Raw genomic sequence first — 22,891 nt, 5'->3', positions numbered from 1 at the left:
ACTTCTATTGATGTAACCTATGTATAAAAGATAAATAAGTCTTGATTCTGGATATCCTATTGCATATAGAGTTCGATTTACAATCAATTCACGTAATCTTCATGATTTAAACCGAATTAAGACTTGAAAAACATCGACATAGTGTTATAATTAAAACAGGATTTAGATTAAGTCTAAATTAATTAATAAATATTTATTGGATTCACGCATGGGATTTTGAAGAAAATCAGACACTACTGTTAACGAGTATCCAAGCTTTAAACCAACTATATTTTGAATGAAAACGAGAGGGGATTTTAACATGAGTACATTAAATCATACGAACGCACCTACACAAGAGGCTATTCAAGAATTGCACAAGGCATTGAATCGTCAGGTAGCTACCTGGTCTGTATTGTATACGAAACTGCATTATTTCCACTGGTATGTGAAAGGACCTAAATTCTTCACACTGCATGCTAAATTTGAAGAGCTTTACAATGAAGCAACAGCTAATTTAGATACGATTGCTGAACGTTTGTTAGCTATTGGTGGCCGTCCGGCTGCGACCTTGAAGGAGCATTTGCAACTTTCAGCTATTCAGGAGTCCGCAGGTGAGCAGACAGCTGACGATATGGTGAAGTCCGTTGTTGCTGATTTTAAAACCATCACTGTTGAACTGGCTAATGGGATGGAAGCAGCGGAAGCAGCACAGGATAAAGCGACAGAGGATCTTCTTAACGGCTTGAGAGAAGCAATGGATAAACATATCTGGATGCTGAGTGCGTATTTGGGATAATTAATTGGTGTATATTTCCATGTATATGGAGATCAGGTGAACAAGATACACATCCCGTTGGTTCCAGTCTGCCACTGGAGTATAATGACGAGAAGGCGTGGAAGACCACGGGCTCTAAAGTCATGGAGCTGCCGGGATGGGGTGTATGTTATGGAAGTAAAACAACAGCTTTTGCATGAAGCGGAGCAGTTTATATATACATGTTATGAGGAGCTGGGCCGAAGCCGCGATGAAGCGGAAGCCCGGCTTCTTAATATTCGTTACGACATAGAGGCTACGGGAACGTATGATCATACTTACGAAGAGCTGGAACACGGAGCGCTCATGGCTTGGCGCAATAGCAATCGTTGCATCGGGCGCTTATTTTGGGACAAGCTTTTGGTCAGGGATGCGCGGGGCGCATCAGATGCGACGGAGGTGGTCAGCGAGCTACTGGAGCATATACGCATAGGAACGAATGGCGGTAAAATTAAGCCAACGCTTACTGTATTTCGTGCCTCCAAGCCGGGGCAGCCGAATATCCGCATCTGGAACCATCAACTCATTCGTTACGCTGGATATGAAACCGATCAAGGGATCATCGGGGACCCGATCTCGGTGGATTTTACCAATGCTTGTAAAGACATGGGCTGGCAAGGGGCGATGACTCCTTTTGATATTTTGCCACTGGTTGTGGAAGCCGGTGGGCAGCCTCCCCAGCTCTTTGATATTCCCAAACATTTGGTAATGGAGGTGCCCATTGAGCATCCAGAACTCTCAAGTATAGCCTCCCTTGGACTACGATGGTATGCCGTGCCTATGATTTCGGACATGACGCTGGAGATTGGCGGTATCATCTATACAGCGGCTCCCTTTAACGGCTGGTATATGGGAACAGAAATCGGCGCCCGTAATTTTGCGGATACCTTCCGCTATAATATGTTGCCACAGGTTGCTAAGCTGATGGGACTCGATACGACGAGTGAAACAACGCTTTGGCGTGATCGGGCGCTGGTGGAATTGAATATTGCTGTGCTGCATTCTTTTAAAAAAGCGGGAGTCAGCATTGTCGACCACCATACCGCAGCGGCACAATTCAAGCTGTTTGAGGAACGAGAAGCCAAGGCTGGGCGCGCGCTGACAGGCAATTGGACATGGCTGATCCCCCCGCTATCCCCGGCGACAACGCATATTTTTCATAGCTCCTATGATAATCGGCTTGTGAAGCCGAATTTTGGAGTTCAAGACAAGCCGTATACGTCGAGACAGGCTACTAGTACAGCAACAGACACAGTGCTTCCGCAGAAGCGCCAAGGCTGCCCTTTTCATTCCGGTTAACGATGGGAATGACCTAATGGCTGGATTAGGACTCCAGCTTATCCCATGCAACGATAAAAAGGGTAGCCAGTGGCCCTATTAATAGGGAGAGCAGAAACCAATTTAGCGCGCTCCGATTTTTGGATTGTGCCAAGCCGGCATTAATCAGGGCAAGCGTTCCCCAACCTATATAATAATCTTCTGACATGGTATTCTCCTTTGTAAAAAGGTATAATATCCTACTGTATATGGTATGAACACATCCATGATTTCATAAGTTTAAAGTAAATATAACTTTATATATCCTGGTTTGAGGAGCGAAGCTAAGTTGGAAAGAAATCAGGCAGAGCGCATTGTCGCTGAGCTGTTGGAACGGGCTGCTATAGGTGTGACAGTCAAGCTGGAGAAACGTTTTCCTGGTGGAAGGCTGATTGGGGGCAAATATGCTATAAATGCTCACGCCATTACCATGTATACGGACGTTATCGAAACACAGTGTGTACAGATGTTCGGCAGCGTTGATCGAGTTGAGGAGTATTTTACGGTTGTGCTTGCACATGAGATCGGGCACGCCGCCGATACGGAATTAGTGGACCTCTCCGATGCGTTGGAGCAAGAGAACGGGATAGGGACCCGGCAACGACTTGCGCTGCAAATTGAAGAAAACGCATGGAATTATGCGCTTAGACTGGTGCCTGAAATAGAAGCAACGTTTATTTCTGCCGTAATAGACGAGTCCTTGCTGGCCTATCGGGTCCCGGTTATAGAGCAGTCCGACATTGCGTAACGATGATGATCCAAGAGCCGTCAGGCTCTTTTTTTGTTGATTAGAACAGACGAGATCGGGTCGGATGATTTAAAGAAGTAGCTTTTTAAGCTGCGACACGCGTCCCTGGGATAGTTCGAGCATTTCGGCTAATTCTTTTTGAGATACATTAGGATGCTCCTGCATGAGCTGTTTTAGTTTATTCAGGAGATCATTCTGATTTCTGTAACTCCTTCTTTTCTTGGGCTGGGCAGGACGGGATTCATTCAAATGACTGGAAGGATTATCGCTCTTCAGATTTTCAATACAACTTTTACATATCAGATGATCCCTAAAATAGCTCAAATGATCTACGGCACCACAAAAATAGCAAGAAACCCCCGTATACTTGCGAATCATCAGTCCCTCTGGGGTAATAAAAAAATCGAGGGCATCTCCAATATTAATATTCATAGAATTGCGCAGCTCCTTGGGCAGCACAATGCGGCCCAAATGGTCTAATGGCCGTGTCATTCCTGTGTTCTTCATCATTTTTCCCCTTTCCTGAAATGCGCTTATAGTTGTAGGAATTGTATGTATATATGCTGGAAGTACAAAGCGCTTATATTACAGTTTGTTTTGGTATAGCTATGCTGAAAAAAAGCTCCGGCATGACGAACAATTACGTCTGCCGGAGCATTGTGCAGCCAATGAATCTAAGATGTCATGTCGAATTACTGTGGGTTGGTTGTCCAAATACCGGCTACTTTTAATTGAACCCGTGGAGGCAGTTTCAATGCGGCTAATGTCAGATCGGCCAAATCCTGTGGTTGAAGCATGCGATCCTCATCACCAATAGGCAATCCTGCGTTTGCTGCCAGTTCTGTATTGACAGTGCTTGGAGTCAGCGCGGTGACGCGAATATTGGATTTGCGAACTTCCTGCATCAGTGCTTCCGTGAAGCCCATCAAAGCAAATTTGGATGCGCAATATGCCGAGCCTGTTGCAAAACCTCGTTCTCCTGCCGTCGAGGAGATATTAATAATGTTTCCGCTCTTTTGTGCCAGCATGCTTGGAAGAGCAGCATGTGTAACATAATAGGTTCCCATCAGGTTTACGCGAATAATACGTTCCCACTCTTCGGGGTCCATATCTGCGACTGTGCCAAAGGTAGCAATGCCTGCATTATTGATCAAAATATCGACAGCGCCCAATTCGTGTTCCAGTGAAGCTACAGCGGCAGCGGCCTGTGCACGATCCGATATATCTGCAACAGCACTCACCACTTTCACACCGTATGTACTCCCCAGCGAATCCTGCAGCTTTTGCAGGTCAGTCAATGTTCGTGAGATTAATCCCAGGTTAACGCCTTCCTTGGCTAAAGTTTCGGCAATTGCTTTACCGATTCCTTTGCTGGCTCCTGTAATAATGGCTGTTTTATTCTTAAGTTCCATCCAGTCTCCTCCTTTTCACTCCATAACGTGGTTGTGCATGTGAGCACATGGTTACATTATACAAGGTTAAACTCATTGAACCAAACTTCGCCTCTGATGAGGTATTCATCTAGAGGTCTCCTATTTGGAAATATTAATATCCCCTGAGGTGGTTTCTACCTTTATCACGTTCACACTACCGGGAACAGATTCGGGAGTATCTATACTCCCAGAGTCAGAGTGGACATTATAAACACCTTTAAAATCGGGAGCTTGTTTAATCTTCACGTCACCAGAATCAGCATTCACTTCCAAGTTGGCTACGGCACGTTGCGTAATATTTGTCTCCCCTGAGGTTAGGGAAATAAGGCCATTACCGCTATAATCGCGAATGGTAACATCGCCTGAAGTAAGCTTCAACTCCATATCTGATGCAAGCTGACTGGCTGTAAAATTGCCGGATGTTAAATTTGCGATCAGGTGGGTACTTTGGAGGTTTGTAATCTCGGCAGTGCCTGAAGTAGCAGTGATGGAAGTATTCTGCACGGAGGCATCTTGAAGTTTTACATTCCCTGAATGTGCATCTACCTGTAGGTCAGTTAGTGTTTCGCCGGAGGGCATCTCTACGGTAATCGTTTGATCCACATCAGGGGTGATCGAAAGGAATGACAAGGAAGCGGCCGGCTCCGATTGAATCGTAAGCTTACCGTTCTCAATTCGGGCATTATGAATTTGGTCGGCTACCTTTGTCTGAACTTCTCCACTAATGCGTATCGTACCTTGGTCGCCAGAGCCAGGAGTAAACAAAATAGAGACATCATCAGAACTGTCCACTTTCAGCTTCTGTAGCTGACCACGTGTGAACGTCCATTTTTTATTAATTGCAGTTGTTTCCTTCATGACTTGTTGACTCCATGGGGCACCGTAAGCCACCATTCCGGCTGCACCGATCACAATGCACAGACCTGCTGCAATAAACCACTTTTTATTCATGTTGTTAGTAAGCTCCCCTCAGGGTAGTCTGATTCCATTTCCAGTATCGTACTGTGCCTTTGACCATAAGGAGTAAGAGATAACGTACTCCAGGCAGCAGCAATAGACCTATACCCGTCAACGTGATAGAGAAAAAGAATTTGGCCGGGTAAAAGGTGCTGTTTAGCGCATAATCAGTAACGGCGAGAAGGGGGGCTGCAATGAAGCTGACCGCTACCACGGTCAATGAAACCCATACTACCCATAGGGTAGCGATAATCGGGATGGAGATCAGCAAGTTGAGAAACAGCAGCCCTAAGAAAGTAAAAAGATTGCGTGCGAAGCTTCCCTGGCGAGGCGGAGGAGAAGCGTTCCAGGCTGCATTGGGATCATCCAACGCTTCTCGGGCAATATCCTCTGGGTTACCCAGCTCATGGGCAATCTCACTTTCGCTTTTTCCATTGACCAACCCGTAGTCAAAATGCTGGCTCAAATCACTAAGCAGCTCATTGCGTACCTCTGCAGGGAGAGGAGAAAGACGCTGCTCCACCTCTGTAAGAAACTGTTTTCTATTCATCGGAATTTCCTTCCTCCAGTAGGCTTGCGACATGATGGACAAAATCATTCCATTCCCGCGTAAGTATTTTTGTATAATGGCTTCCAGTATCAGTCAGCCGATAATATTTGCGGGGAGGCCCCTCGGTCGATTCCTGTAAATACGTTGTGCAGTATCCTTCTGATACCAGACGGCGAAGCAGTGGATATAGGGCTCCCTCAGCTACTTCAATATGACGGGAGACGGCTTGAGCCAACTCGTAGCCATAACGGTCTCTGCGTCCAATTAGAACTAGAACGCACAGTTCCAGTACCCCTTTTTTGAATTGGATGTTCACATTCACGAGCGGTGCTCCCTTCCTGGATGTTATCAATGATCATAGGTGTCGTTCGGAATAAGGGGAAGAAACGTGTGTTTGTGCATAATTTATCACGGGTACTAATTATAGAACAGTAGTCAGGTATAATTTAACATCATGTACTGATTAATGCAAGGTACTAAATTTTTAATAATAAAATATTTGTGCCGAAATGGGCAGATTTTCTTTCTTGAAGGCTTTATTGAATAGCGAATGTTGTAGAAAAAAGTATTTTTATTTGGAAATTCCTCGAAATATGGCTGTAAGCTCAAATAGGATGCTACTTTAATTTCATTCATTAAAATGATAGATTGTAAAGTATTCAATAGGGTTAAAGATTACTTTTTATGAAGAGGTGGGTAAAAGGATGGACTGGAAACACTGGTATATGGAACTGGAACAGGATGATGAGTCTTGGGATGTATCTGAGGAGATTGTTCTGCGTGGTGTAGTACATGTTAATTTTTGCGGGCAGCCCTCGGAAGTAGAAGTCGAATTTATCGTGGGAGCCGACTCCGAAGAACAGGCACAGACTATAGAAGAACCTACACAGTTGCAAAAAAAGACATGGGAGCAGTATATGGAATATTCGTCAGCTATTCATCCTCAAGTATTGGAGTCCATACACCATCATTATGCTGGCATAGTGGAAAAGTACCGTAATGCTTACAGTACATGGGGAGAGGACCCAGATGAATATGCGCCTTATGTGGAGCGGCCGGAACAATTGTTGGATCGAATACAGCTTATGTCTATACTGATTTCCGACTCATCGGCAAAGGATGAACTGTATTTGAATTTTAGTTGCTCCTGGGATCGGGAACATGGCTTAGGCGTACATATGAAGCAGATGAAAATGGAGCATATTCAAGGCGTATATACATTATATGATCTAGAATAAATCCCCCTTCCTGGCTTTTAGCAATAAGGGCCGGAAAGGGGAATACGATAAGCGAAAATGATGGCGCGATTGGATACGATAAAAAAAATTAATTGGATACAGCCAATGCAGCCCGGGCTGCTTGAGCCGCTTGTACCATTTGCCGCAAGGCGGCGACAGATTCCTCCTTGGTGCGGGTTTTCAGACCACAGTCCGGATTAACCCAGAACAAATCTGATGGCAGTACGCGCAGGGCACGCTGGATCATGCTTAGCATTTCAGATACATCGGGGATGCGCGGGCTGTGGATATCGTACACGCCCAGACCGATGCCTTTGTCGTATACCTGCTCTTCAAAGCTGACAATCAGTTCTCCGTGGCTTCGCGAGGTTTCAATAGATATAACGTCGGCATCCATATCGGAGATGGACTGAATCATATGCTGAAATTCGGAATAGCACATATGCGTATGGATTTGGGTCGCTGGCTCAACGGTGGCCGTGGTCACAAGGAAGGCTTGAACCGCCCAATCCAGATAGGCTTGCTGCTGTTCTTTTTTCAGCGGAAGCCCTTCACGAATTGCAGGCTCATCGACTTGAATCATGCGTATGCCCGCTTGTTCCAGTGCCTCTACCTCTGCCCGTAATGCCAGAGCCAATTGCAAAGCAACTTGACTACGAGGAATATCATTACGTTCGAAAGACCAGTTCAAAATGGTCACAGGACCTGTAAGCATTCCCTTAACAGGCTTGGAGGTTAACGATTGGGCGAATGCCGTTTCTTCCACGGTCATGGGCTGATCGAAGGAAACGTCTCCGTATATAATCGGCGGTTTGACACAGCGGGAGCCGTAGGACTGCACCCATCCGTTTTGCGTAAAAGCAAAGCCGTTCAGCTTTTCGCCAAAAAATTCAACCATGTCGGTCCGCTCAAATTCCCCATGTACAAGCACGTCAATGCCAATGTCCTCCTGAATATCAATCCATTCCTTAATTTGCTGTTGGATGAACGTTCGGTATTGCTCGGCAGACCATTCTCCTTTGCGATAGTGCAGGCGGGCCTTGCGGATCTCGGCGGTTTGCGGGAAGCTACCAATGGTCGTCGTAGGCAGTGGAGGCAACTTCAGCTTATTTTGCTGAATCTCACGACGCTCGGCGAAAGGAACGCTGCGTGATAGAGGCTCTTTGGCCAACAGGTCGGCCAGATCGGCAGTTGTCTGTACACGTGCCGCTGAACTGTTGAAACGGGCTACCGCATCTGCACTTTGTCCAAGCTTGGTGAGTGCGGATGGATCGTGTTTGCCAAGTGCAGCCGTCAGAATGGCGATTTCCTCTAGCTTTTCATCAGCAAAGGCCAGCGCTTGCACCAGCTCCTTGTCCAGCTTGTGCTCTGCCTCCAGGCTGACTGGCACATGTAGCAGACTGCATGATGGCTGTACGATAAGCTGCTCGGCAGTGGTCTGTTCTGCTAACTGACCCAGCAGAGCTGCTACAGCGTTCAGGTCGCTGCGCCATATATTGCGTCCGTCAATGACACCAGCGCCCAGCGTTTTTCCTTTAGGGAAGCCATGCTGCAATATATGCTGAAGATTTTCGCCATCATCATACACAAAATCAAGACCCAGCCCCTGTACCGGAAGTGCGGACAGACGCTCATAATGATCTAGGCTGCCAAAGTAGGTTTGCAGCATTATATTTAAGGAGGGCGCAGCTTGGGTCAAAGCTTCATAGACTTCCTGAATAATGTCCAGATCCTCTACTGGGAATGAGGTGGTCAGGACAGGTTCATCGATTTGGACCCACTGAACACCTTCTGCTGCTAGTTCAGACAGGACACGGGTGTATAAAGGCAGGAAGGTTCTTATAATAGAGGCAAGCTCCTTACGATCATAGCCTTTGGAAAGGGTAACGAATGAATAGGGGCCGATGAGGACCGGTTTCCCATCAATGCCTAGTTCCTGTTTTGCTTCACGATAAGCCTGTAAGGGTTTATTTTCAGTGAATACCGGGACTGCATTTGCCAATTCGGGAACGATGTAGTGATAATTGGTATTCATCCATTTGGTCATTTCACTGGCGGTTGCTCCCTTCTGACCGCGAGCGATCCCGAAATACACGGACAGAGGAACCGGACCCGCGGGACGATAGTTGAACCGTTCGGGAACCAGACCGAACATCACAGATATATCCAGCATGTGATCGTAATAGGAGAAGTCTCCGACAGGAATGCGATCAATCCCCTTGTCGCGCTGCTTGCTCAGATGCTCCAACCGTAATCTTTTCATCTCCGTCTGCAGTTCGCTTTCGTTAATGCTGCCGTTCCAGAAGCGTTCCAGTGCTTTCTTCCATTCCCGATTTTCGCCGATACGCGGATATCCCAGATTACTGCTAATTAAGCCGGACAATTCAGGCCGTTCGATAATGGACATGTACTTTCCTCCTAGCGGGTAGCTGTTTTATTTTTACGTACCAAAAAAGGCATTCTTCCCCCCAAGATTAAAAATAAGTAGGGGAAAGAATGCCTCCGTGATTAAAAAATCAAAAATACGGCGACTGCTCTTAACACCTCCCTATCTTCCGTAGGTACTTGCGATGTTGTTAAAATAGGCAGGTCTCCTGACTTACGGATCATGACGCTCAGCATTCCTTCCCAGTCTGTGGACCAGTGGATATATGAACAGCTGAAAGTTCCCCGTTTACAGTGGCGGGACCGTGCCGGATTTGCACCGGCTTCCCTTTTAAGCCTGATCTGAATAGAACAGACACCTATCTCCAAGCTATGCGGTTAAGGTATGACGAATAATTATGCACTCGTATACTTGTTCACCATCATAAGTGAAACTTACAGGATGCGCAATAGAAACTCCAATGGAATCTGTTAGCTATATGAAAAAAAGACAAGCCTTACCCATGATGGGGGCTTGTCTTAGATTAGATATAGCATTTTGCTTGCTGGGTAAGCATCGCCTTATGTCAATGAAACGGTATAACCTGCCTGAATGCTGGCTTTTACATCTACCAGACGCTGGTTGCGACTGCCCCGGAAGGGAAGGGTCAGGTCCTTTTGCTGTTCTACAAAACGACCATCCACAATCACATCGCACAAAAGCGCCAGTTCCTGTCGCTCCTGATCTGTGAGTAGATCTTCATAGACAAAGCCAGTGTAAGCCCACACGGTTCGGTCGGGACAGGCCTCGCGGAAGTCACGCACAAATTGCGAGCATTCTGCTGCTGAGAAAAACGGGTCTCCCCCGCAGAGAGTCAGTCCATCCAACAACGGATTTTCCATGATGTCACGAATGACCTCCTGTTGTCGTTGGGGGGTGAATGGCTCGCCTGCACGGAAGCTCCACGACGCTGGATTAAAGCATCCAGGACAGGCATGACGGCAACCGCTAATGAACACAACGGTGCGCAAGCCGTATCCTTCGTTCAGAGATTCCGGAATGTAGCCACACAAATTCACTTATGTTTCACCCGGTCTCGAACTTCTGCCTGTTTTGCAGCATTAAAGCGAACGGTATAATCTCCTGTCAGATATCCGGTTACCCGACGTAAGCGCTGAAAGTGTGTGTGCTCCTCATCTGTGCCACATTGGGGGCAGCTTGTCCCGATAATCCCTTCATAACCACATTCCGTACAACGATCCACCGGATGGTTGATGGAGAAATAGCCGATGTTCTGATGCAGCGCGTACTGAACAATTTTAAGAAACGCATCCGGGTTATTCCGCGCATTACCGTCCAGCTCGATGTATGAAATCGCACCAGCGTTGCATAGGTTATGGAACGGAGCTTCCAAGCTGATTTTACGAGCAGCCGGGAGCGTGTAATACACGGGAATATGAAAAGAATTCGTGTAATATTCTCGATCATTTACCTCAGGAATAATCCCGAAATCACGTTGATCCAGCAATGTGAACTTGCCCGACAGACCTTCGGCAGGCGTAGCAAATAATGTAATATTTAGATTGTGATATTCACTCATTCGATCGCAATACACGCGCATGGAAGTGATGATTCGCTGTGCCTCGCGGTATACGAAATCATCCTCTCCGTGGTGTTTCCCGTATAGTGCCTTCATGCACTCAGCCAGCCCGATGAACCCGATCGAAAGCGTACCGTGTTTTAGTACGCTTCCCACCTTATCATCTGGCGCCAGTTGTTCTCCACCTTCCCATACCCCTTCGCGCATCATAAAGTCCGAAGCTTTGGCCGGCTGGTTGGTCTGGATTTGATAGCGATGGATTAGGCCATCTACCGCAATGCGCATAACTTCTTCTAGTCTCGCATCAAAGCGATCACGGTCAGGTGTTAGGCGTTTGCCTGTGCAAATACCATACTCAATGCCAAGTCGCACCAGATTAATGGTATTGAAGGAGAGATTCCCCTTGCCACTCTGCCGGTTTCTACCGAAACGGTCAGAAATGGTGCGGGTACGGCAACCCATTGTCGCTATAATGGTATCTGGATCATCAGCACGGTAAAAAGGCAAGTTAAAGGTAGCATCCACATTCACAAAATTGGGATACATCCGTCTGCTAGAGCATTCTACCGCCCGTAAGAACAAATCATAATTGATGTCGCCTTCTGCCTGGTTGATTCCCTCTTTACATTGGAAAATATGTTGTGGAAAAATAGGAGTTTCCCCGCTGCCCAAGCCGCGAATAGTGGCCTCTAGCAGCGATTGAGTAACAAGCCGTCCCTCAGCAGACGTGCACATTCCGTAATTCAGTGAAGTGAATGGAATCTGTCCCCCCGCCCGACTGCTCATGGTGTTCAGGTTATGAATGAGCGATTCAGCAGCCTGCCGGGTTTCCGTTTCCGTTTCTTCGCGTGCGAATGCGTAGGAACGAGGGCAGACTTCTTGCAAATGGGGATTGGCCATATGTAGTTCGTCGTCAGACAGACTGGATTCTATCTTTTCCTCGAACAACCGGAGTCCCTTGCGCAGATGCTTGCGGAAGGACCGGGCAACGTATGGGGCAAGGTCCCAATCGATTTTATTGGCAGAGACACCTCCGAATTGGCTGTTTTGCTGAGACTGGAATATGATGGCGACTAGTGCCATAGCAGACATAATCGTTTGCGGTGTGCGCACAGAGCCGTTGCCTGTATTGAAGCCGTCTCGCAGTAAACGACCAAAAGGGATAAAGATACAATTTGTAGTTCCGAGTGCATATTGGTCCAAATCGTGAACATATACATACCCGTGGTCAATCGCGTTCGTCAGTTCAGGCGGAAGTACCCGCAGGCGCGCATACCATTTGGCATACTCGGACCCAAGCTTGCTCATTTTGCCGCTGAACGATTCTCCATTCAAATTTGCATTCTCCCGCAGCATGTCCAGATCTTGTGCCCCAATGACCCGCTCGCCGATGTCGTATAATTGATGTTCCTCCAGCACCTTCATCGTAAAACCCTCCATATAGTAAAATATATATATTTTTCACAAAAACAACATATTGATGATATCTTGTGTTAACCAATTGTTTCGATCTATATATTGTATATACGTATACATTGAGAGTATGTGACTATTGTCACATTGGTAGGAGCGGGCAGCATAAAAAAGCCAGATACAGAGTAAGGGACACATCCGCGGATATGCACCTTACTCTATATCTGGCCATCGTAGTTGCGATGAAAATGATAGGCTTGCGAGTACATAGTATAGGATCTTGGGATATTGTTTTGAGAAGGTTTAGAGTAGCTTTTTCAACTGGGACACCCGACCTTGGGAAATATCTAGCATTTCGGCATACACTTTTTGTGGCAGGTTCGGGTGTTCCTGAATCAGCTTGCGTAGCTTTTTTACCATTTCACCTTGCTGCACTCTAGATTGCTTGGGCTGCCAGGTTGTGTTGGTTCGGGTCGGCTTGGAATGTTCTTGAGCCTGGATAGCATCGGTGCTTGTGGCATGCACATTTTCATCGGTCTTTAATACCTGGATGCACTCTGCGCAAATAAAGCTGTCGCGAAAATAAGTTAAATGATCCACCGCGCCGCAAAATTTGCAGGAGACACCGGTGTATTTTCTTAGTACAAACCCTTCTTCATCTACGAAAAATTCAAGTGAATCACCGATATTGATGTCCATTGTGGTGCGCATTTCCTTAGGGAGTACAATCCGCCCCAATTGATCCAGAGGCCTTGTCATTCCGGTATTTTTCATTAGCGCTTCCTCCTTCAGTGATATATCCTGATTATACCAAAAAATATTATTTTTAGCTTTGTATATTGAAGGTAAAATACAACTTTTTTTGTCTTTATGCTGCGGTCTCTCTTTCAACCAGTATAGGATGCTTTCGGTTTGTTGCCGGGGTACCCCTTTTTAGCTATGATATATTAAAACGCTTTCATAAATGAACTTTTTATCATCTTAATTAAGCTAAGGAGATGACGGATATGAGTCATGAAACAACGAGTATCGAATATTTATTTCAAGATCCGAAGATTCATCTGGATGAGCGTGTACGGGATCTTGTGTCGCGACTAACCTTGGAGGAAAAGGTTGAATCCATGTTGCAATACCAGCCGGCCATTGACCGATTGGGAGTCGCAGCTTATAAGCACGGTACGGAAGCGGCACACGGGATAGCATGGTTGGGTGAGGCGACTTCATTTCCTCAGCCTGTAGGATTGGCATGTACTTGGGATACGGAATTAATGCGCCTCATCGGCTCTGTTATCGCAGATGAGGCGCGTGTTTACTATCGTCGTGATCCCAAATTAAACGGTCTGACCCTGTGGGCACCTACAGTGGATATGGAGCGTGACCCGAGGTGGGGACGCAATGAGGAAGCTTACGGCGAAGATCCATATTTGACGGGAGAGCTGTCAAAGGAGTTAGTCAAGGGGATACAGGGGGATCATCCGGTATATTTGAAAGCGGTTGCCACTTTAAAACATTTTCTGGGTAACAATAATGAAGTGGATCGGGGAAGTGGCTCCTCCAGTATAGATCCACGAAACCTGCGAGAATATTACCTAAGAGCCTTTGAGAAGCCTTTTACGGAAGGCGGCGCCCAGTCGATGATGACTTCTTACAACCTGATTAATGGAACACCTGCTACGTTATATCATGGGGTTAACGATATTGTCAGGGACGAATGGGGGATGGACGGCTTTGTCGTAAGTGATGCGGGTGATGTCATGGGGATTGTCAACGATCATCAGTATTACGATTCCCACACACCAGGTGTGGCCGAATCTATTCGGGCGGGAATTGACAGCATTACAGATGATACAGAGCTCTCCAAACAGGCAATTCGTGAAGCCTTGGCGCAAGGAACGCTACAAGAAGAAGACTTGGATCGGGCATTGTTCCATACGTACCGTGTCCGTTTTCGTTTGGGGGAATTTGATCTGGCGGCAGACAATCCTTATGCCTCAATCGGAGAGGAAGCTCTCCTGACAGAGCAAGCCCGTGAATTGTCGTTGCGTGCGGCGAGGGAGCAGATCGTATTGCTTAAAAATGAGCATGAACTCTTGCCTTTGAACCCTGTCCGGTGCGGCAAAGTAGCGGTCATTGGTACGCATGGCAATGAGGTGTACCGCGACTGGTATTCCGGTACGCTGCCCTACCGGGTTACACCGCTGGAGGCGATTCGTGCCAAGCTGCAAAACGAGGACGAGAAGGAACGCGTCGTGTACCGTGATGCCAAAAATCGCGTGACCTTGACGGCGGCGAATGACGGGGCGAAGCTCACAGTCGATTCTTCCGGTGAGATGCGCCTGTCCCAGGATGGAGACCCAACGGTATTGACCATGACGGATTGGGGCTATGGCAGTGTGACGTTACATGATGAGCATCTGGGTACTTACGTGACGAGTGATGAGGAGACGCTCCGTGTGACAGCTGATGAAGCGTACGGCTGGTATGTCAAAGAGGTCTTGGGGCTGACTCCTGTTGAACAAGGAGAGCATCTGTGGACAACATGGAATGGCAAACCAGTGATTGCGGGAACGGAGGGCTCATTAAAAGTAGCTGAAAGCTCCGCACCTAACGCTGTAGGGAGTAACGCCTCGACAGCCTCGACATTTTCAGGACAGAGCCATACAACATTCCAGGTAGAGACGGTATCAGATGGTTTAGCGGAAGCGATAGCCGCTGCGCAAGCGGCAGATACAGCAATTGTATTTGTTGGAAATCACCCGCTCATCAATGGAAAGGAAGAGAATGACCGCCCAGGCTTGGAACTTGCAGCTTCCCAGCAACGGCTTATCGAGGAAGTGTATCGCGTCAATCCGAATACGATTGTGGTTCTGACGGGCAGCTATCCATTTGCCATCCCTTGGGTTCAGGAGCATATTCCAGCGATCGTATACACGTCTCATGCGGGACAAGAGCATGGTACAGCAATAGCGGATGTGTTATTTGGAGATTACGCGCCAGCGGGGCGTTTGAACATGACCTGGGTTCAGAGCGAGGATCAATTGGGCGACATTAAAGATTACGATATTATTCGCGGCGGTCGTACTTATCAATATTTTGAAGGTGAACCTTTATATCCGTTTGGTCATGGATTGACGTATTCGCCTTTTGAATATAATGACCTGCGTACGGATGCCCCAAAGGATAGCGTAAAGTCTATTGCTACACTGGATGCCGTGGATACGCTCCAGGTGTGGGTAGAGGTGACGAATCGGGGCGTAGCTGCTGGTGAAGAGGTTGTACAACTCTATGTACGGCCCGGAGCCTCACGAGTAAAGCGACCGTTGAAGACATTGTGCGGATTTCAACGCATTCGCCTAGAGCCAGGTGAGAGGCGAACGGTTTCCTTTACGATTCGGGTGAAGGATTGGGCGATTTGGGATGTCACACGGGATTGCTATTGCGTTGAATCGGGTGAATATACACTGCTGGCGGGCGCTTCCTCAGCGGATATCCGATTGGAGCACCCTGTGTACGTTCGTGGCGAAGTTATTCCGCCACGCCAAGCCGGACAAAGTATCCGCGCTGAAAACTTTGATGATTGCTCCGACATCGTACTGGATGAAAGCAAGGAGCAAAGGGAGGCTTGTGTACGTCCGCGGACACCTCAACGTTCCGGTTGGATTGCCTTTCATGGCGTAGACATGGATACGGTGAGTGTGGTCGAGCTTCAGTGCCGCGTATCAGGCAACAGCAGCGATGCCACAATTGAGCTGCGTTTGGATGCGCCGGATAGGGAAACTGTGGCACGTGTGAACGTGGGCAATACAGGAGGGGCACAAGCATGGACTACGCTCGCGGAAGCGGTACATTCAGTCTCTGGCACACGTGATGTATACCTGTTATTGAGCGGGGAAGTGCGGCTAGCTCATTTTACTTTGGGCGCTAATGCTACAGAGGATTCCGGCTTTCAGGCTTGAACTTACTTCTGACATCACGTACAATGCATTCAACGAAGTTTCTACAGCTTAGGGGTGTCATCTCATTTGAATAGTGAAAAACGACTACGCACCGCAACGCCCAAATGGCTTGGGGTGGCGGTAAAGGCGCTTGTCTATTTGGAAAAGCACGGAGAACTCTGTGCCAGCGGTTCTATTGCTCGTTCCATTGACTGCGAAGTCACTTTGGTGCGCAGGGTGCTGACGCGACTTGTACAGGCAGATTTGATTGCAGCACGAGAAGGTCGTGAGGGAGGCTATGTGCTTACCCGCTCGGCCAACCATATTACACTTGCCGATATATACCACGCCATTGAAATATGTGATCCGATTTTCCCGGGTATGATGCATGAACCGGAAACCAATCCTTTTTGTGAGGAGTTGGCGATAGCCGTATCCGAAATTTTAGCCGAGAGCGAACAACGTATGCTAGAAGTATGGGGGTCCCATACGCTGGCTTCGCTTGCCAATCGTACATCACTCGTGGTGGGGAAATGCAATCATAATGAAGATTCAAAATGATAATAGCCGATACGACTCTCAAGAGAGGGTTGTATCGGCTATTTCTATGAAATGGTCATGCCTCAAATTATATTTCATATGAGCAAACCCGGTTACGTCCTGCATTTTTAGCTTCGTATAGTGCTTTATCTGCCTGCTCCAGCAGGGCTGCCCCGGACATATCTTCCCCGGTACCAGGAAAGGTCGTCACGCCGATGGACACCGTGACTTTAAGAACAAGATCGTCCGCTAAAATAAACTCGTGCTGATTTACTCCACTTAGAATCTGATTAGCTATGCGCAGCGCTTGTCGAAAAGCACAATTCGGCAAAAGCACGGTGAATTCTTCCCCCCCGCTGCGGGTGACTACATCATTAGGACGACATTTTTCCATTAAAATCTGCCCAAGCTGGCGCAGCACTGCATCTCCTGCCGCATGTCCGTAGGTATCGTTGACTTCCTTGAAGTGATCAATATCCAACACCAGTACAGATAAGTGCTCATGACGTTGGCGAGCTTGAGGGAGCTTCTCTTCCAATGAAAACTCAAGCTGTCTTCTGTTGCTTAAATTAGTGAGATGGTCTGTGTAGGAGGTATGCTCCAGTCGAAGTAACAGCTCATTGGATGTGTTGATAGATTCAGCAATGAGGTACAGAAGACATCCGCCGACCATGGAAATGAAGAATTGGAGCGGATACACGTGCAGAACATCATCAAGATTTTTCAAATTAATCATAAGGGGACAGAATATAATGCCCAAAGCAAAAACGTTCATAATCATCAGCTTGGGTAAACGTGACCAGGACAGATGTGAAAATAAAGCGCACCCCAGCCCAGCGAGCATCATAAAAATAGCGCCTACGATGGCTTGAGTGTTAATACCAAATAGTAATAATCTACCTACACATATAAACAGGGTAGCCATGAGTGCTGCTGGGGCGCCGATATACGTTGCGGTAGCTACGATGGCCAAATGACGAAGATCGGCAATCGTATTAAATCCTACTGGAATTGAATAGTACATCATGACAATGCCGTAGCACCCAAAAAGGGCGCCTCCAATCCAATGTATCTTACGCTTCAAGGTGTGCAGCCGGATTTTATATCTTTGTGATATAAGGCCGGTTATGTACAAAAAGGTGACAAGGATACAGGTATTTACAAAAAACGTACTGAACAAGATGCTAACCCTCCCGAGAGGCATATTCCTTCATTTTATCAAAAAAACTGACATTAAGCTTGCAAATGAAGAATTTATTGAAATTTATTACGCTGGTGCGCTTATGACGTTTCGTTCACGTGTTTGGTGCATAACTGGGAATAGATTGAGCATACTCCAAAGATACAAGAATAAGGAAAAATGGGCGGTATCTATTGCTGCCTTACTGGAGATGAGGTTGCTCATGATTCGCTATCCCTATCGCAAACATAATAAAAAGTCGGGTGCGGACAAGAATAATGAAAATTCTTCACGTTCTTTAAAGATTGAGGCGCATTTGGAAACCAACTTGCAGCAAATTAAGGAATCGACGTCAAACAGCCCAGACTTCTTGATTCGCCGTTTTAATGTCGGACTAAAGGCGGATGTTCCTGCCGCCATTGTATTTCTAGATAGTATGGTCAAGACGGATACGGTGAATGAGCTCGTCATGAAATCATTGCTTAGCCGGCCATCTGCCGAGGTGGCTGCTGAGGTAGAAAGTGCAGAAGAGCTTTACAATCGGATACAGGCTCATGCGCTGGAACTGGGTGAAGTGAAGGATTGCGATGATTGGAATTCCATGATGGAACAACTCTTGATGGGAGATACGATCATTCTGCTGGAAGGCTGTAAAAAAACCATCGCATGCGGCACACGCGGAGGAGAGACGCGGGCGGTTAACGAGCCCTCCACACAGTCTGTCGTTCAGGGGCCGAAGGATGGATTTGTGGAATCCCTGTTCACGAACGTCTCTCTTGTACGTCGGCGGATTAAAAGCTCCGATCTTACGATGGAGATGTTCAAAGTGGGAAGTACGTCCCTCACGAATGTGGCCATACTGTATATGAAAAATATTGCAGATTCAAGTGTCGTAGATGAAGTTCGCAAACGGGTAAAAGCCATCAATATTGACGCCATATTTGAATCCGGCATGGTAGAAGAGATGATACAGGACCAAAATCTCACACCATTTCCAACGATCTATAACTCAGAAAGACCGGATACGATTAGCAGCAACATTATGGAGGGGCGGGTTGCACTCATCGTCGATGGAAATCCATTTGTACTGGTGATGCCTACTGTATTTGCTCAATTTTTTCAAAGTTCTTCCGATTATTCAGAACGTTATGACATGGCGACTGTCGTCCGACTCATCCGGTATATCAGCTTTATTATTCTGATTTTAGGGCCTTCTCTCTACATCGCTTTAACCACTTATCATTATGAAATGATACCAACCCCACTGCTCATCAGTATACTAGCGCAGCGTGAATCTGTCCCTTTTCCAGCATTTCTGGAGGCGTTTATTCTGGAAATCACCTTTGAAATTTTGCGAGAAGCAGGGATTCGAATGCCCCGTGTGGGCGGACAAACGGTATCCGTTATCGGTGCGCTTGTATTGGGACAAGCGGCTGTAGAGGCTGGAATCGTCACCCCGCTGCTCACGATTGTAGTAGCGCTGACGGGGATTGCCAGCTACGCGATTCCGACATATAACATGGCGGTAGCCGGGAGACTGTTCCGGTTTGTTTTTATGGTGCTGGCTGCATTTATGGGGCTGTATGGCATTACATTGGGGTTGATTGCGCTGATCGCCCATATGAACAGCCTTCGCTCTTTTGGGGTGCCCTACATGGCCCCTTTCAGTCCTTTTGTGCTGGAGAGTCAAAAGGATGCGGTATTGCGAATGCCATTTTGGATGATGCGGAAACGTCCTAAAAGTATTACATCAACGAATCAGACACGAATGAAGGATGGAAGCGGGATTTCCCCTTCCGATAAAACTTCACCGATGCGGGAGGGGGGCGCTCAGGGTGCATCTGGAAAAGGGGAGTAACCGAGGCACAGTAACCTTCAAATGGAGAATATGGATGCTGAGTTTGGTAGGGCTTGTATTGATGCCACTCCTATCTGGCTGCTGGGATTCAGTGGAGCTGAACCAGCGGGCAGTAGTCGCGGCTATAGGTATTGATGCGGATGGGGAGTCGGGCTATACGGTTTCCCTGCAGGTAGTCGTGGCAGATGAAATAGCCGGAGCTAGAGCGAGAGGAGCCACCCCTGTCGTCTTGTTTCAGGAAAAGGGCAAGAATCTGTTTCAAGCGATCCGTAGAGCTTCACAGAGGGTTTCGCGGATCATTTCTCTGGCGCATACCAGACTGGTCGTTATTGGAGAAAAGCTGGCACGGGCTGGAATCGGCGATACGATGGATTTTCTGGAAAGGTCTACAGAAATCCGGCTGCCGGTGAAAATGATGGTGGCACGTGGTAATACTGGGAAGGATGTGCTGGCAATCATGACCGCGATCGGCCGTATTCCCGCCAATGATATTTCAGGAAAGTTGGAAACATCGGAGCGTTTGTATGCCGGGGATTACGCGGTGACTATCGACGATGTCATTCGTAGCATGTTCAATAAGGGTGGCGGTCCTGTGCTGACGGGCATTGAGGTCGATGGAAATTTGGAGCAGGCCCCAACCAAGAACAATGTGGACAATATTTTACCGAAAGCAATTGTTCATATTAACGGAATGGGGGTATTTCAAAAGGACCGGCTTGTCCGCTGGTTGGACGATGACCAGGCCATTGGACTGTCTATGATCAACAACAAGGTAAAAAGTGCCCAAACAACATTGAACTGCGGTAAGAATGGGGAAACTATTGGCATCGAAACCTTGTTCTCTGCAACCAATATACACACTCAGATGGAGCAAGGGGAGCCTGTTTTTGTGATTAACTTAAAACAGACCGGGGCGGTACAGGAAGCCGAGTGCCCGATTAACTTGCAAAGTTCGGAGGCGATGAAAGGATTGCAGGAGCAATGGACAGAGGAGACGAAAAAAGTGATCACTTCAACAGTCAGGGAGATTCAGCGTACCCGCAGCGATGTAATAGGCTTCGGCCTTGCGCTGGAGAGGAGTCATCCTAAAAAATGGAAAAAACTCTCTTCCGAATGGAGCCGTTTTTTTGCGGAAAGCACCGTCCGTATTCAAGTGACTTCTGTACTGAAACACACGCAGTCGCGGACTAACCCGTATTCCAAGGGAGAATCAGAATAGTGAAAATAGAACAAGGAGGGAAGGCCGTGAAAAAAAAGATACAGATAGATGCAAAAGAGATGATCTCTCTTATGGTGCTGTTTGAGATGGGCACATCTATGATGTCTATTCCCGGAAGGAATGCGGGTAAGGATGCATGGATCGCCATCCTCATTTCCATGGTTTTTGGGGCAATGCTTTTTGTATGCTATGGCAGCCTTCACCGACGCTTTCCCGACTTGCTCATGACACAGTACTGCAGAACCCTTTTGGGCAAGAAAGCAGGGAGTGCGCTTGCTTTTTTATATATCGTGTTTTTTCTTTACGGCGGAGCACGGGATCTTCGGGACACGGGGATCCTGATTGCCGACCGAACACTTCAGCATACGCCGTTGACAATCATCTGTGCCTTGATGATTGGACTTGTCATGTATGTGATGCATCTGGGAATCGAGGTTGCAGGCCGGACAGCCATCATCATGTTGATTTTGCTGCTGCTGCTGGGCTTGGTTACGAATATATTGATTTTGTTGGCAGGCATTGTGGATATGGGCAATATATTGCCCATAGCCGAGCATGGCTGGCAGCCGATATGGCAAGTTGTTTATTCGCAAGCCGTGATGCTCCCGTACGGAGAGATGGTTACGTTTGCTATGATCCTCCCCACATTAAAAAAGGGCTACCGTGCCAATGGGGTAGGGCTCTCCGCTATATTGCTGGGGGGGCTGCTCCTGTCTGTTGTTACATTGTCCAATGTGCTTGCACTGGGAGAGAACGTGTTCAAACGGGCGACTTACCCGCTGCTCTCGATGATCAGCAAGGTAGAAATATCCGATTTAATCGACAGGATCGATGTAATTGGAGTCATGACCGTTATTATTTTTGATTTTTTCAAAATCTTCATCTTCTATTATGCGACGGTTAAGGCTGCGGAGGATGTATTAAGAATATCTTACCGTAAACTGATCCTGCCATTTGGGCTGATCATGCTCGTTTCTTGCATATTGATGGCTCTGGGCTACCAACACCATCTTGTAATAGGCGAGTTTGTGCTGAAATGGCTGTTTCCGATATTTGCCGTGTTTTTTCCTTTCTTGCTGCTTATCGTGTCATGGCTGAAAAAGACCCGGATTAAAAAAGGAGAGGAGAATGCGCCATGAGTCAACGTTTTGCCAACAAAACATATATCAGTACCGGGCAAATGCACATTCTCATGTTTCATTTTATTCTGGGAAACTCAGTCATTATTAATTTGGATAACGAATATGAACGGAATACATCGTTATTATCTTGGGAAATACATTATTAATCTTATCGGGCAGCATTCGTCTGGAAGAGCTGATGCCCGTAATGAGTCAGGGCCTTAAGCCCATACTCAGTTCAGTGACCAGGGAACGTCTGGCTTTTCCATACGGTGAAATGATTTGCTTTATGATGTTTATCCCTTGTGTACATAAGCCTTCACAAGATGACCAGAGCAGGTTATGAGGGCATTTTAGCTGGGGGTATCGTTTTAATTGAAGTCGCAATATTAAATGTAACCGTGCTGGGTACGGCTATAACAGAGCGCTCTATTTTTCCATTACTTAAGTACATTTGCGAATGTACAGCTTTCGGAATACGTGCAGCGTCCAGATGTCATTATACTGATGTCCGTTATCATTGGAGACTTTTTTAAAGTGGCTTTGTTTTTTATGCGGCCGCGGTGGGGATATCCGATATATTTGGTTTACCCTATCGAAAGACGCTGCTCTCTTGCGGTA

The 22,891-nt window shown here is 47.1% G+C and carries 22 protein-coding genes and 1 riboswitch; of the genes, 11 read left to right on the top strand and 11 right to left on the bottom strand.

The features are described 5' to 3' along the window. Nucleotides 1-301: 301 nt before the first annotated feature. Together MHI21_RS24015 and MHI21_RS24010 are read left to right on the top strand one after the other, a co-directional pair. Nucleotides 302-778 carry a DNA starvation/stationary phase protection protein gene (locus MHI21_RS24015; RefSeq protein ID WP_023990827.1) on the top strand — a complete coding sequence of 159 codons (477 nt, stop codon included), beginning with the start codon at nucleotides 302-304 and terminating at the stop codon, nucleotides 776-778. Nucleotides 779-928: 150 nt separating this feature from the next. Further along, complete coding sequence (locus MHI21_RS24010) at nucleotides 929-2,095, top strand: nitric oxide synthase oxygenase (RefSeq protein ID WP_341162833.1); 1,167 nt, start codon at nucleotides 929-931, stop codon at nucleotides 2,093-2,095. Nucleotides 2,096-2,120: 25 nt separating this feature from the next. On the opposite strand, the gene MHI21_RS24005 is transcribed toward MHI21_RS24010, so the two are convergent. Continuing rightward, nucleotides 2,121-2,282, bottom strand: coding sequence for a hypothetical protein (locus MHI21_RS24005; protein ID WP_341162834.1), 162 nt, complete (start codon nucleotides 2,280-2,282; stop codon nucleotides 2,121-2,123). A gap of 120 nt (nucleotides 2,283-2,402) precedes the next feature. Here MHI21_RS24005 and MHI21_RS24000 point away from each other — a divergent pair, with 120 nt between their 5' ends. Further along, entirely contained in the window at nucleotides 2,403-2,861 is a 459-nt protein-coding gene (locus tag MHI21_RS24000) for a hypothetical protein (protein ID WP_341162835.1), read from the top strand. A gap of 69 nt (nucleotides 2,862-2,930) precedes the next feature. Here the strand turns inward: MHI21_RS24000 and MHI21_RS23995 are convergent, their stop codons facing one another. From MHI21_RS23995 to MHI21_RS23975, 5 genes are all read right to left on the bottom strand, one after another. Continuing rightward, nucleotides 2,931-3,368: an AbrB/MazE/SpoVT family DNA-binding domain-containing protein gene (locus MHI21_RS23995; RefSeq protein ID WP_341163759.1), complete on the bottom strand. Its 438-nt coding sequence runs from the start codon at nucleotides 3,366-3,368 to the stop codon at nucleotides 2,931-2,933. Between the two features lie 185 nt (nucleotides 3,369-3,553). Further along, the gene (locus MHI21_RS23990) at nucleotides 3,554-4,273 is read right to left on the bottom strand and encodes a 3-ketoacyl-ACP reductase (RefSeq protein WP_076264523.1); all 720 of its coding nucleotides are present in this window, start codon (nucleotides 4,271-4,273) and stop codon (nucleotides 3,554-3,556) included. A 120-nt stretch (nucleotides 4,274-4,393) separates the two neighbouring features. Next, the gene (locus MHI21_RS23985) at nucleotides 4,394-5,245 is read right to left on the bottom strand and encodes a DUF4097 family beta strand repeat-containing protein (protein ID WP_341162836.1); all 852 of its coding nucleotides are present in this window, start codon (nucleotides 5,243-5,245) and stop codon (nucleotides 4,394-4,396) included. 4 nt (nucleotides 5,246-5,249) lie between these two features. Beyond that, nucleotides 5,250-5,801 (bottom strand): DUF1700 domain-containing protein, encoded by a 552-nt coding sequence (locus MHI21_RS23980; protein ID WP_341162837.1) that lies wholly within the window; start codon nucleotides 5,799-5,801, stop codon nucleotides 5,250-5,252. After that, the gene (locus MHI21_RS23975; protein WP_061830478.1) at nucleotides 5,794-6,123 is read right to left on the bottom strand and encodes a PadR family transcriptional regulator; all 330 of its coding nucleotides are present in this window, start codon (nucleotides 6,121-6,123) and stop codon (nucleotides 5,794-5,796) included. The genes MHI21_RS23980 and MHI21_RS23975 overlap by 8 nt, the downstream gene beginning before the upstream one ends. A 382-nt stretch (nucleotides 6,124-6,505) precedes the next feature. Between MHI21_RS23975 and MHI21_RS23970 the strand changes: the two genes are divergently transcribed. Next, a complete protein-coding gene (locus MHI21_RS23970) occupies nucleotides 6,506-7,039 on the top strand; it encodes a hypothetical protein (protein WP_342419032.1) in 534 nt (177 codons plus the stop codon). Nucleotides 7,040-7,127: 88 nt separating this feature from the next. On the opposite strand, the gene metE is transcribed toward MHI21_RS23970, so the two are convergent. The 4 genes from metE to MHI21_RS23950 form a co-directional block, all read right to left on the bottom strand. Beyond that, nucleotides 7,128-9,446, bottom strand: coding sequence for a 5-methyltetrahydropteroyltriglutamate--homocysteine S-methyltransferase (metE, locus tag MHI21_RS23965; RefSeq protein WP_341162839.1), 2,319 nt, complete (start codon nucleotides 9,444-9,446; stop codon nucleotides 7,128-7,130). 159 nt (nucleotides 9,447-9,605) lie between these two features. Beyond that, nucleotides 9,606-9,802: riboswitch (cobalamin riboswitch) on the bottom strand. 183 nt (nucleotides 9,803-9,985) lie between these two features. Next, nucleotides 9,986-10,483, bottom strand: a complete 498-nt coding sequence (nrdG, locus tag MHI21_RS23960; protein WP_322155045.1) for an anaerobic ribonucleoside-triphosphate reductase activating protein — start codon at nucleotides 10,481-10,483, stop codon at nucleotides 9,986-9,988. Continuing rightward, nucleotides 10,480-12,429 (bottom strand): anaerobic ribonucleoside triphosphate reductase, encoded by a 1,950-nt coding sequence (locus MHI21_RS23955; RefSeq protein ID WP_341162840.1) that lies wholly within the window; start codon nucleotides 12,427-12,429, stop codon nucleotides 10,480-10,482. Before MHI21_RS23955 ends, nrdG begins: the two co-directional genes overlap by 4 nt. 291 nt (nucleotides 12,430-12,720) lie before the next feature. Continuing rightward, a complete protein-coding gene (locus tag MHI21_RS23950) occupies nucleotides 12,721-13,191 on the bottom strand; it encodes an AbrB/MazE/SpoVT family DNA-binding domain-containing protein (protein ID WP_160789270.1) in 471 nt (156 codons plus the stop codon). A 233-nt stretch (nucleotides 13,192-13,424) separates the two neighbouring features. Here MHI21_RS23950 and MHI21_RS23945 point away from each other — a divergent pair, with 233 nt between their 5' ends. Together MHI21_RS23945 and MHI21_RS23940 are read left to right on the top strand one after the other, a co-directional pair. After that, on the top strand, nucleotides 13,425-16,373 hold the full coding sequence (locus MHI21_RS23945; RefSeq protein WP_342419031.1) for a glycoside hydrolase family 3 C-terminal domain-containing protein: 2,949 nt from the start codon (nucleotides 13,425-13,427) through the stop codon (nucleotides 16,371-16,373). 66 nt (nucleotides 16,374-16,439) lie between these two features. Continuing rightward, nucleotides 16,440-16,913, top strand: coding sequence for an Rrf2 family transcriptional regulator (locus MHI21_RS23940; protein WP_341162842.1), 474 nt, complete (start codon nucleotides 16,440-16,442; stop codon nucleotides 16,911-16,913). Nucleotides 16,914-16,980: 67 nt separating this feature from the next. Here the strand turns inward: MHI21_RS23940 and MHI21_RS23935 are convergent, their stop codons facing one another. After that, nucleotides 16,981-18,072: a diguanylate cyclase gene (locus MHI21_RS23935; protein ID WP_341162843.1), complete on the bottom strand. Its 1,092-nt coding sequence runs from the start codon at nucleotides 18,070-18,072 to the stop codon at nucleotides 16,981-16,983. A gap of 223 nt (nucleotides 18,073-18,295) precedes the next feature. On the opposite strand from MHI21_RS23935, the gene MHI21_RS23930 reads away from it, so the two are divergent. From MHI21_RS23930 to MHI21_RS23910, 5 genes are read left to right on the top strand one after another with little or no spacing between them, the layout of a single operon-like run. Further along, nucleotides 18,296-19,930 carry a spore germination protein gene (locus tag MHI21_RS23930; protein WP_341162844.1) on the top strand — a complete coding sequence of 545 codons (1,635 nt, stop codon included), beginning with the start codon at nucleotides 18,296-18,298 and terminating at the stop codon, nucleotides 19,928-19,930. Beyond that, complete coding sequence (locus tag MHI21_RS23925; RefSeq protein WP_341162845.1) at nucleotides 19,908-21,149, top strand: Ger(x)C family spore germination protein; 1,242 nt, start codon at nucleotides 19,908-19,910, stop codon at nucleotides 21,147-21,149. The genes MHI21_RS23930 and MHI21_RS23925 overlap by 23 nt, the downstream gene beginning before the upstream one ends. A 26-nt stretch (nucleotides 21,150-21,175) precedes the next feature. Beyond that, a complete protein-coding gene (locus tag MHI21_RS23920; RefSeq protein WP_342419030.1) occupies nucleotides 21,176-22,288 on the top strand; it encodes a GerAB/ArcD/ProY family transporter in 1,113 nt (370 codons plus the stop codon). After that, nucleotides 22,285-22,437: a hypothetical protein gene (locus tag MHI21_RS23915; protein WP_231109455.1), complete on the top strand. Its 153-nt coding sequence runs from the start codon at nucleotides 22,285-22,287 to the stop codon at nucleotides 22,435-22,437. The genes MHI21_RS23920 and MHI21_RS23915 overlap by 4 nt, the downstream gene beginning before the upstream one ends. After that, on the top strand, nucleotides 22,419-22,616 hold the full coding sequence (locus tag MHI21_RS23910; RefSeq protein ID WP_341162848.1) for a GerAB/ArcD/ProY family transporter: 198 nt from the start codon (nucleotides 22,419-22,421) through the stop codon (nucleotides 22,614-22,616). Before MHI21_RS23915 ends, MHI21_RS23910 begins: the two co-directional genes overlap by 19 nt. The last annotated feature ends 275 nt before the right edge of the window (nucleotides 22,617-22,891 follow it).

The organism is Paenibacillus sp. FSL H8-0168 (genome assembly GCF_038592955.1).
Taxonomy (GTDB): domain Bacteria; phylum Bacillota; class Bacilli; order Paenibacillales; family Paenibacillaceae; genus Paenibacillus; species Paenibacillus polymyxa_B.
This window is presented reverse-complemented; position numbering and strand designations above follow the sequence as displayed.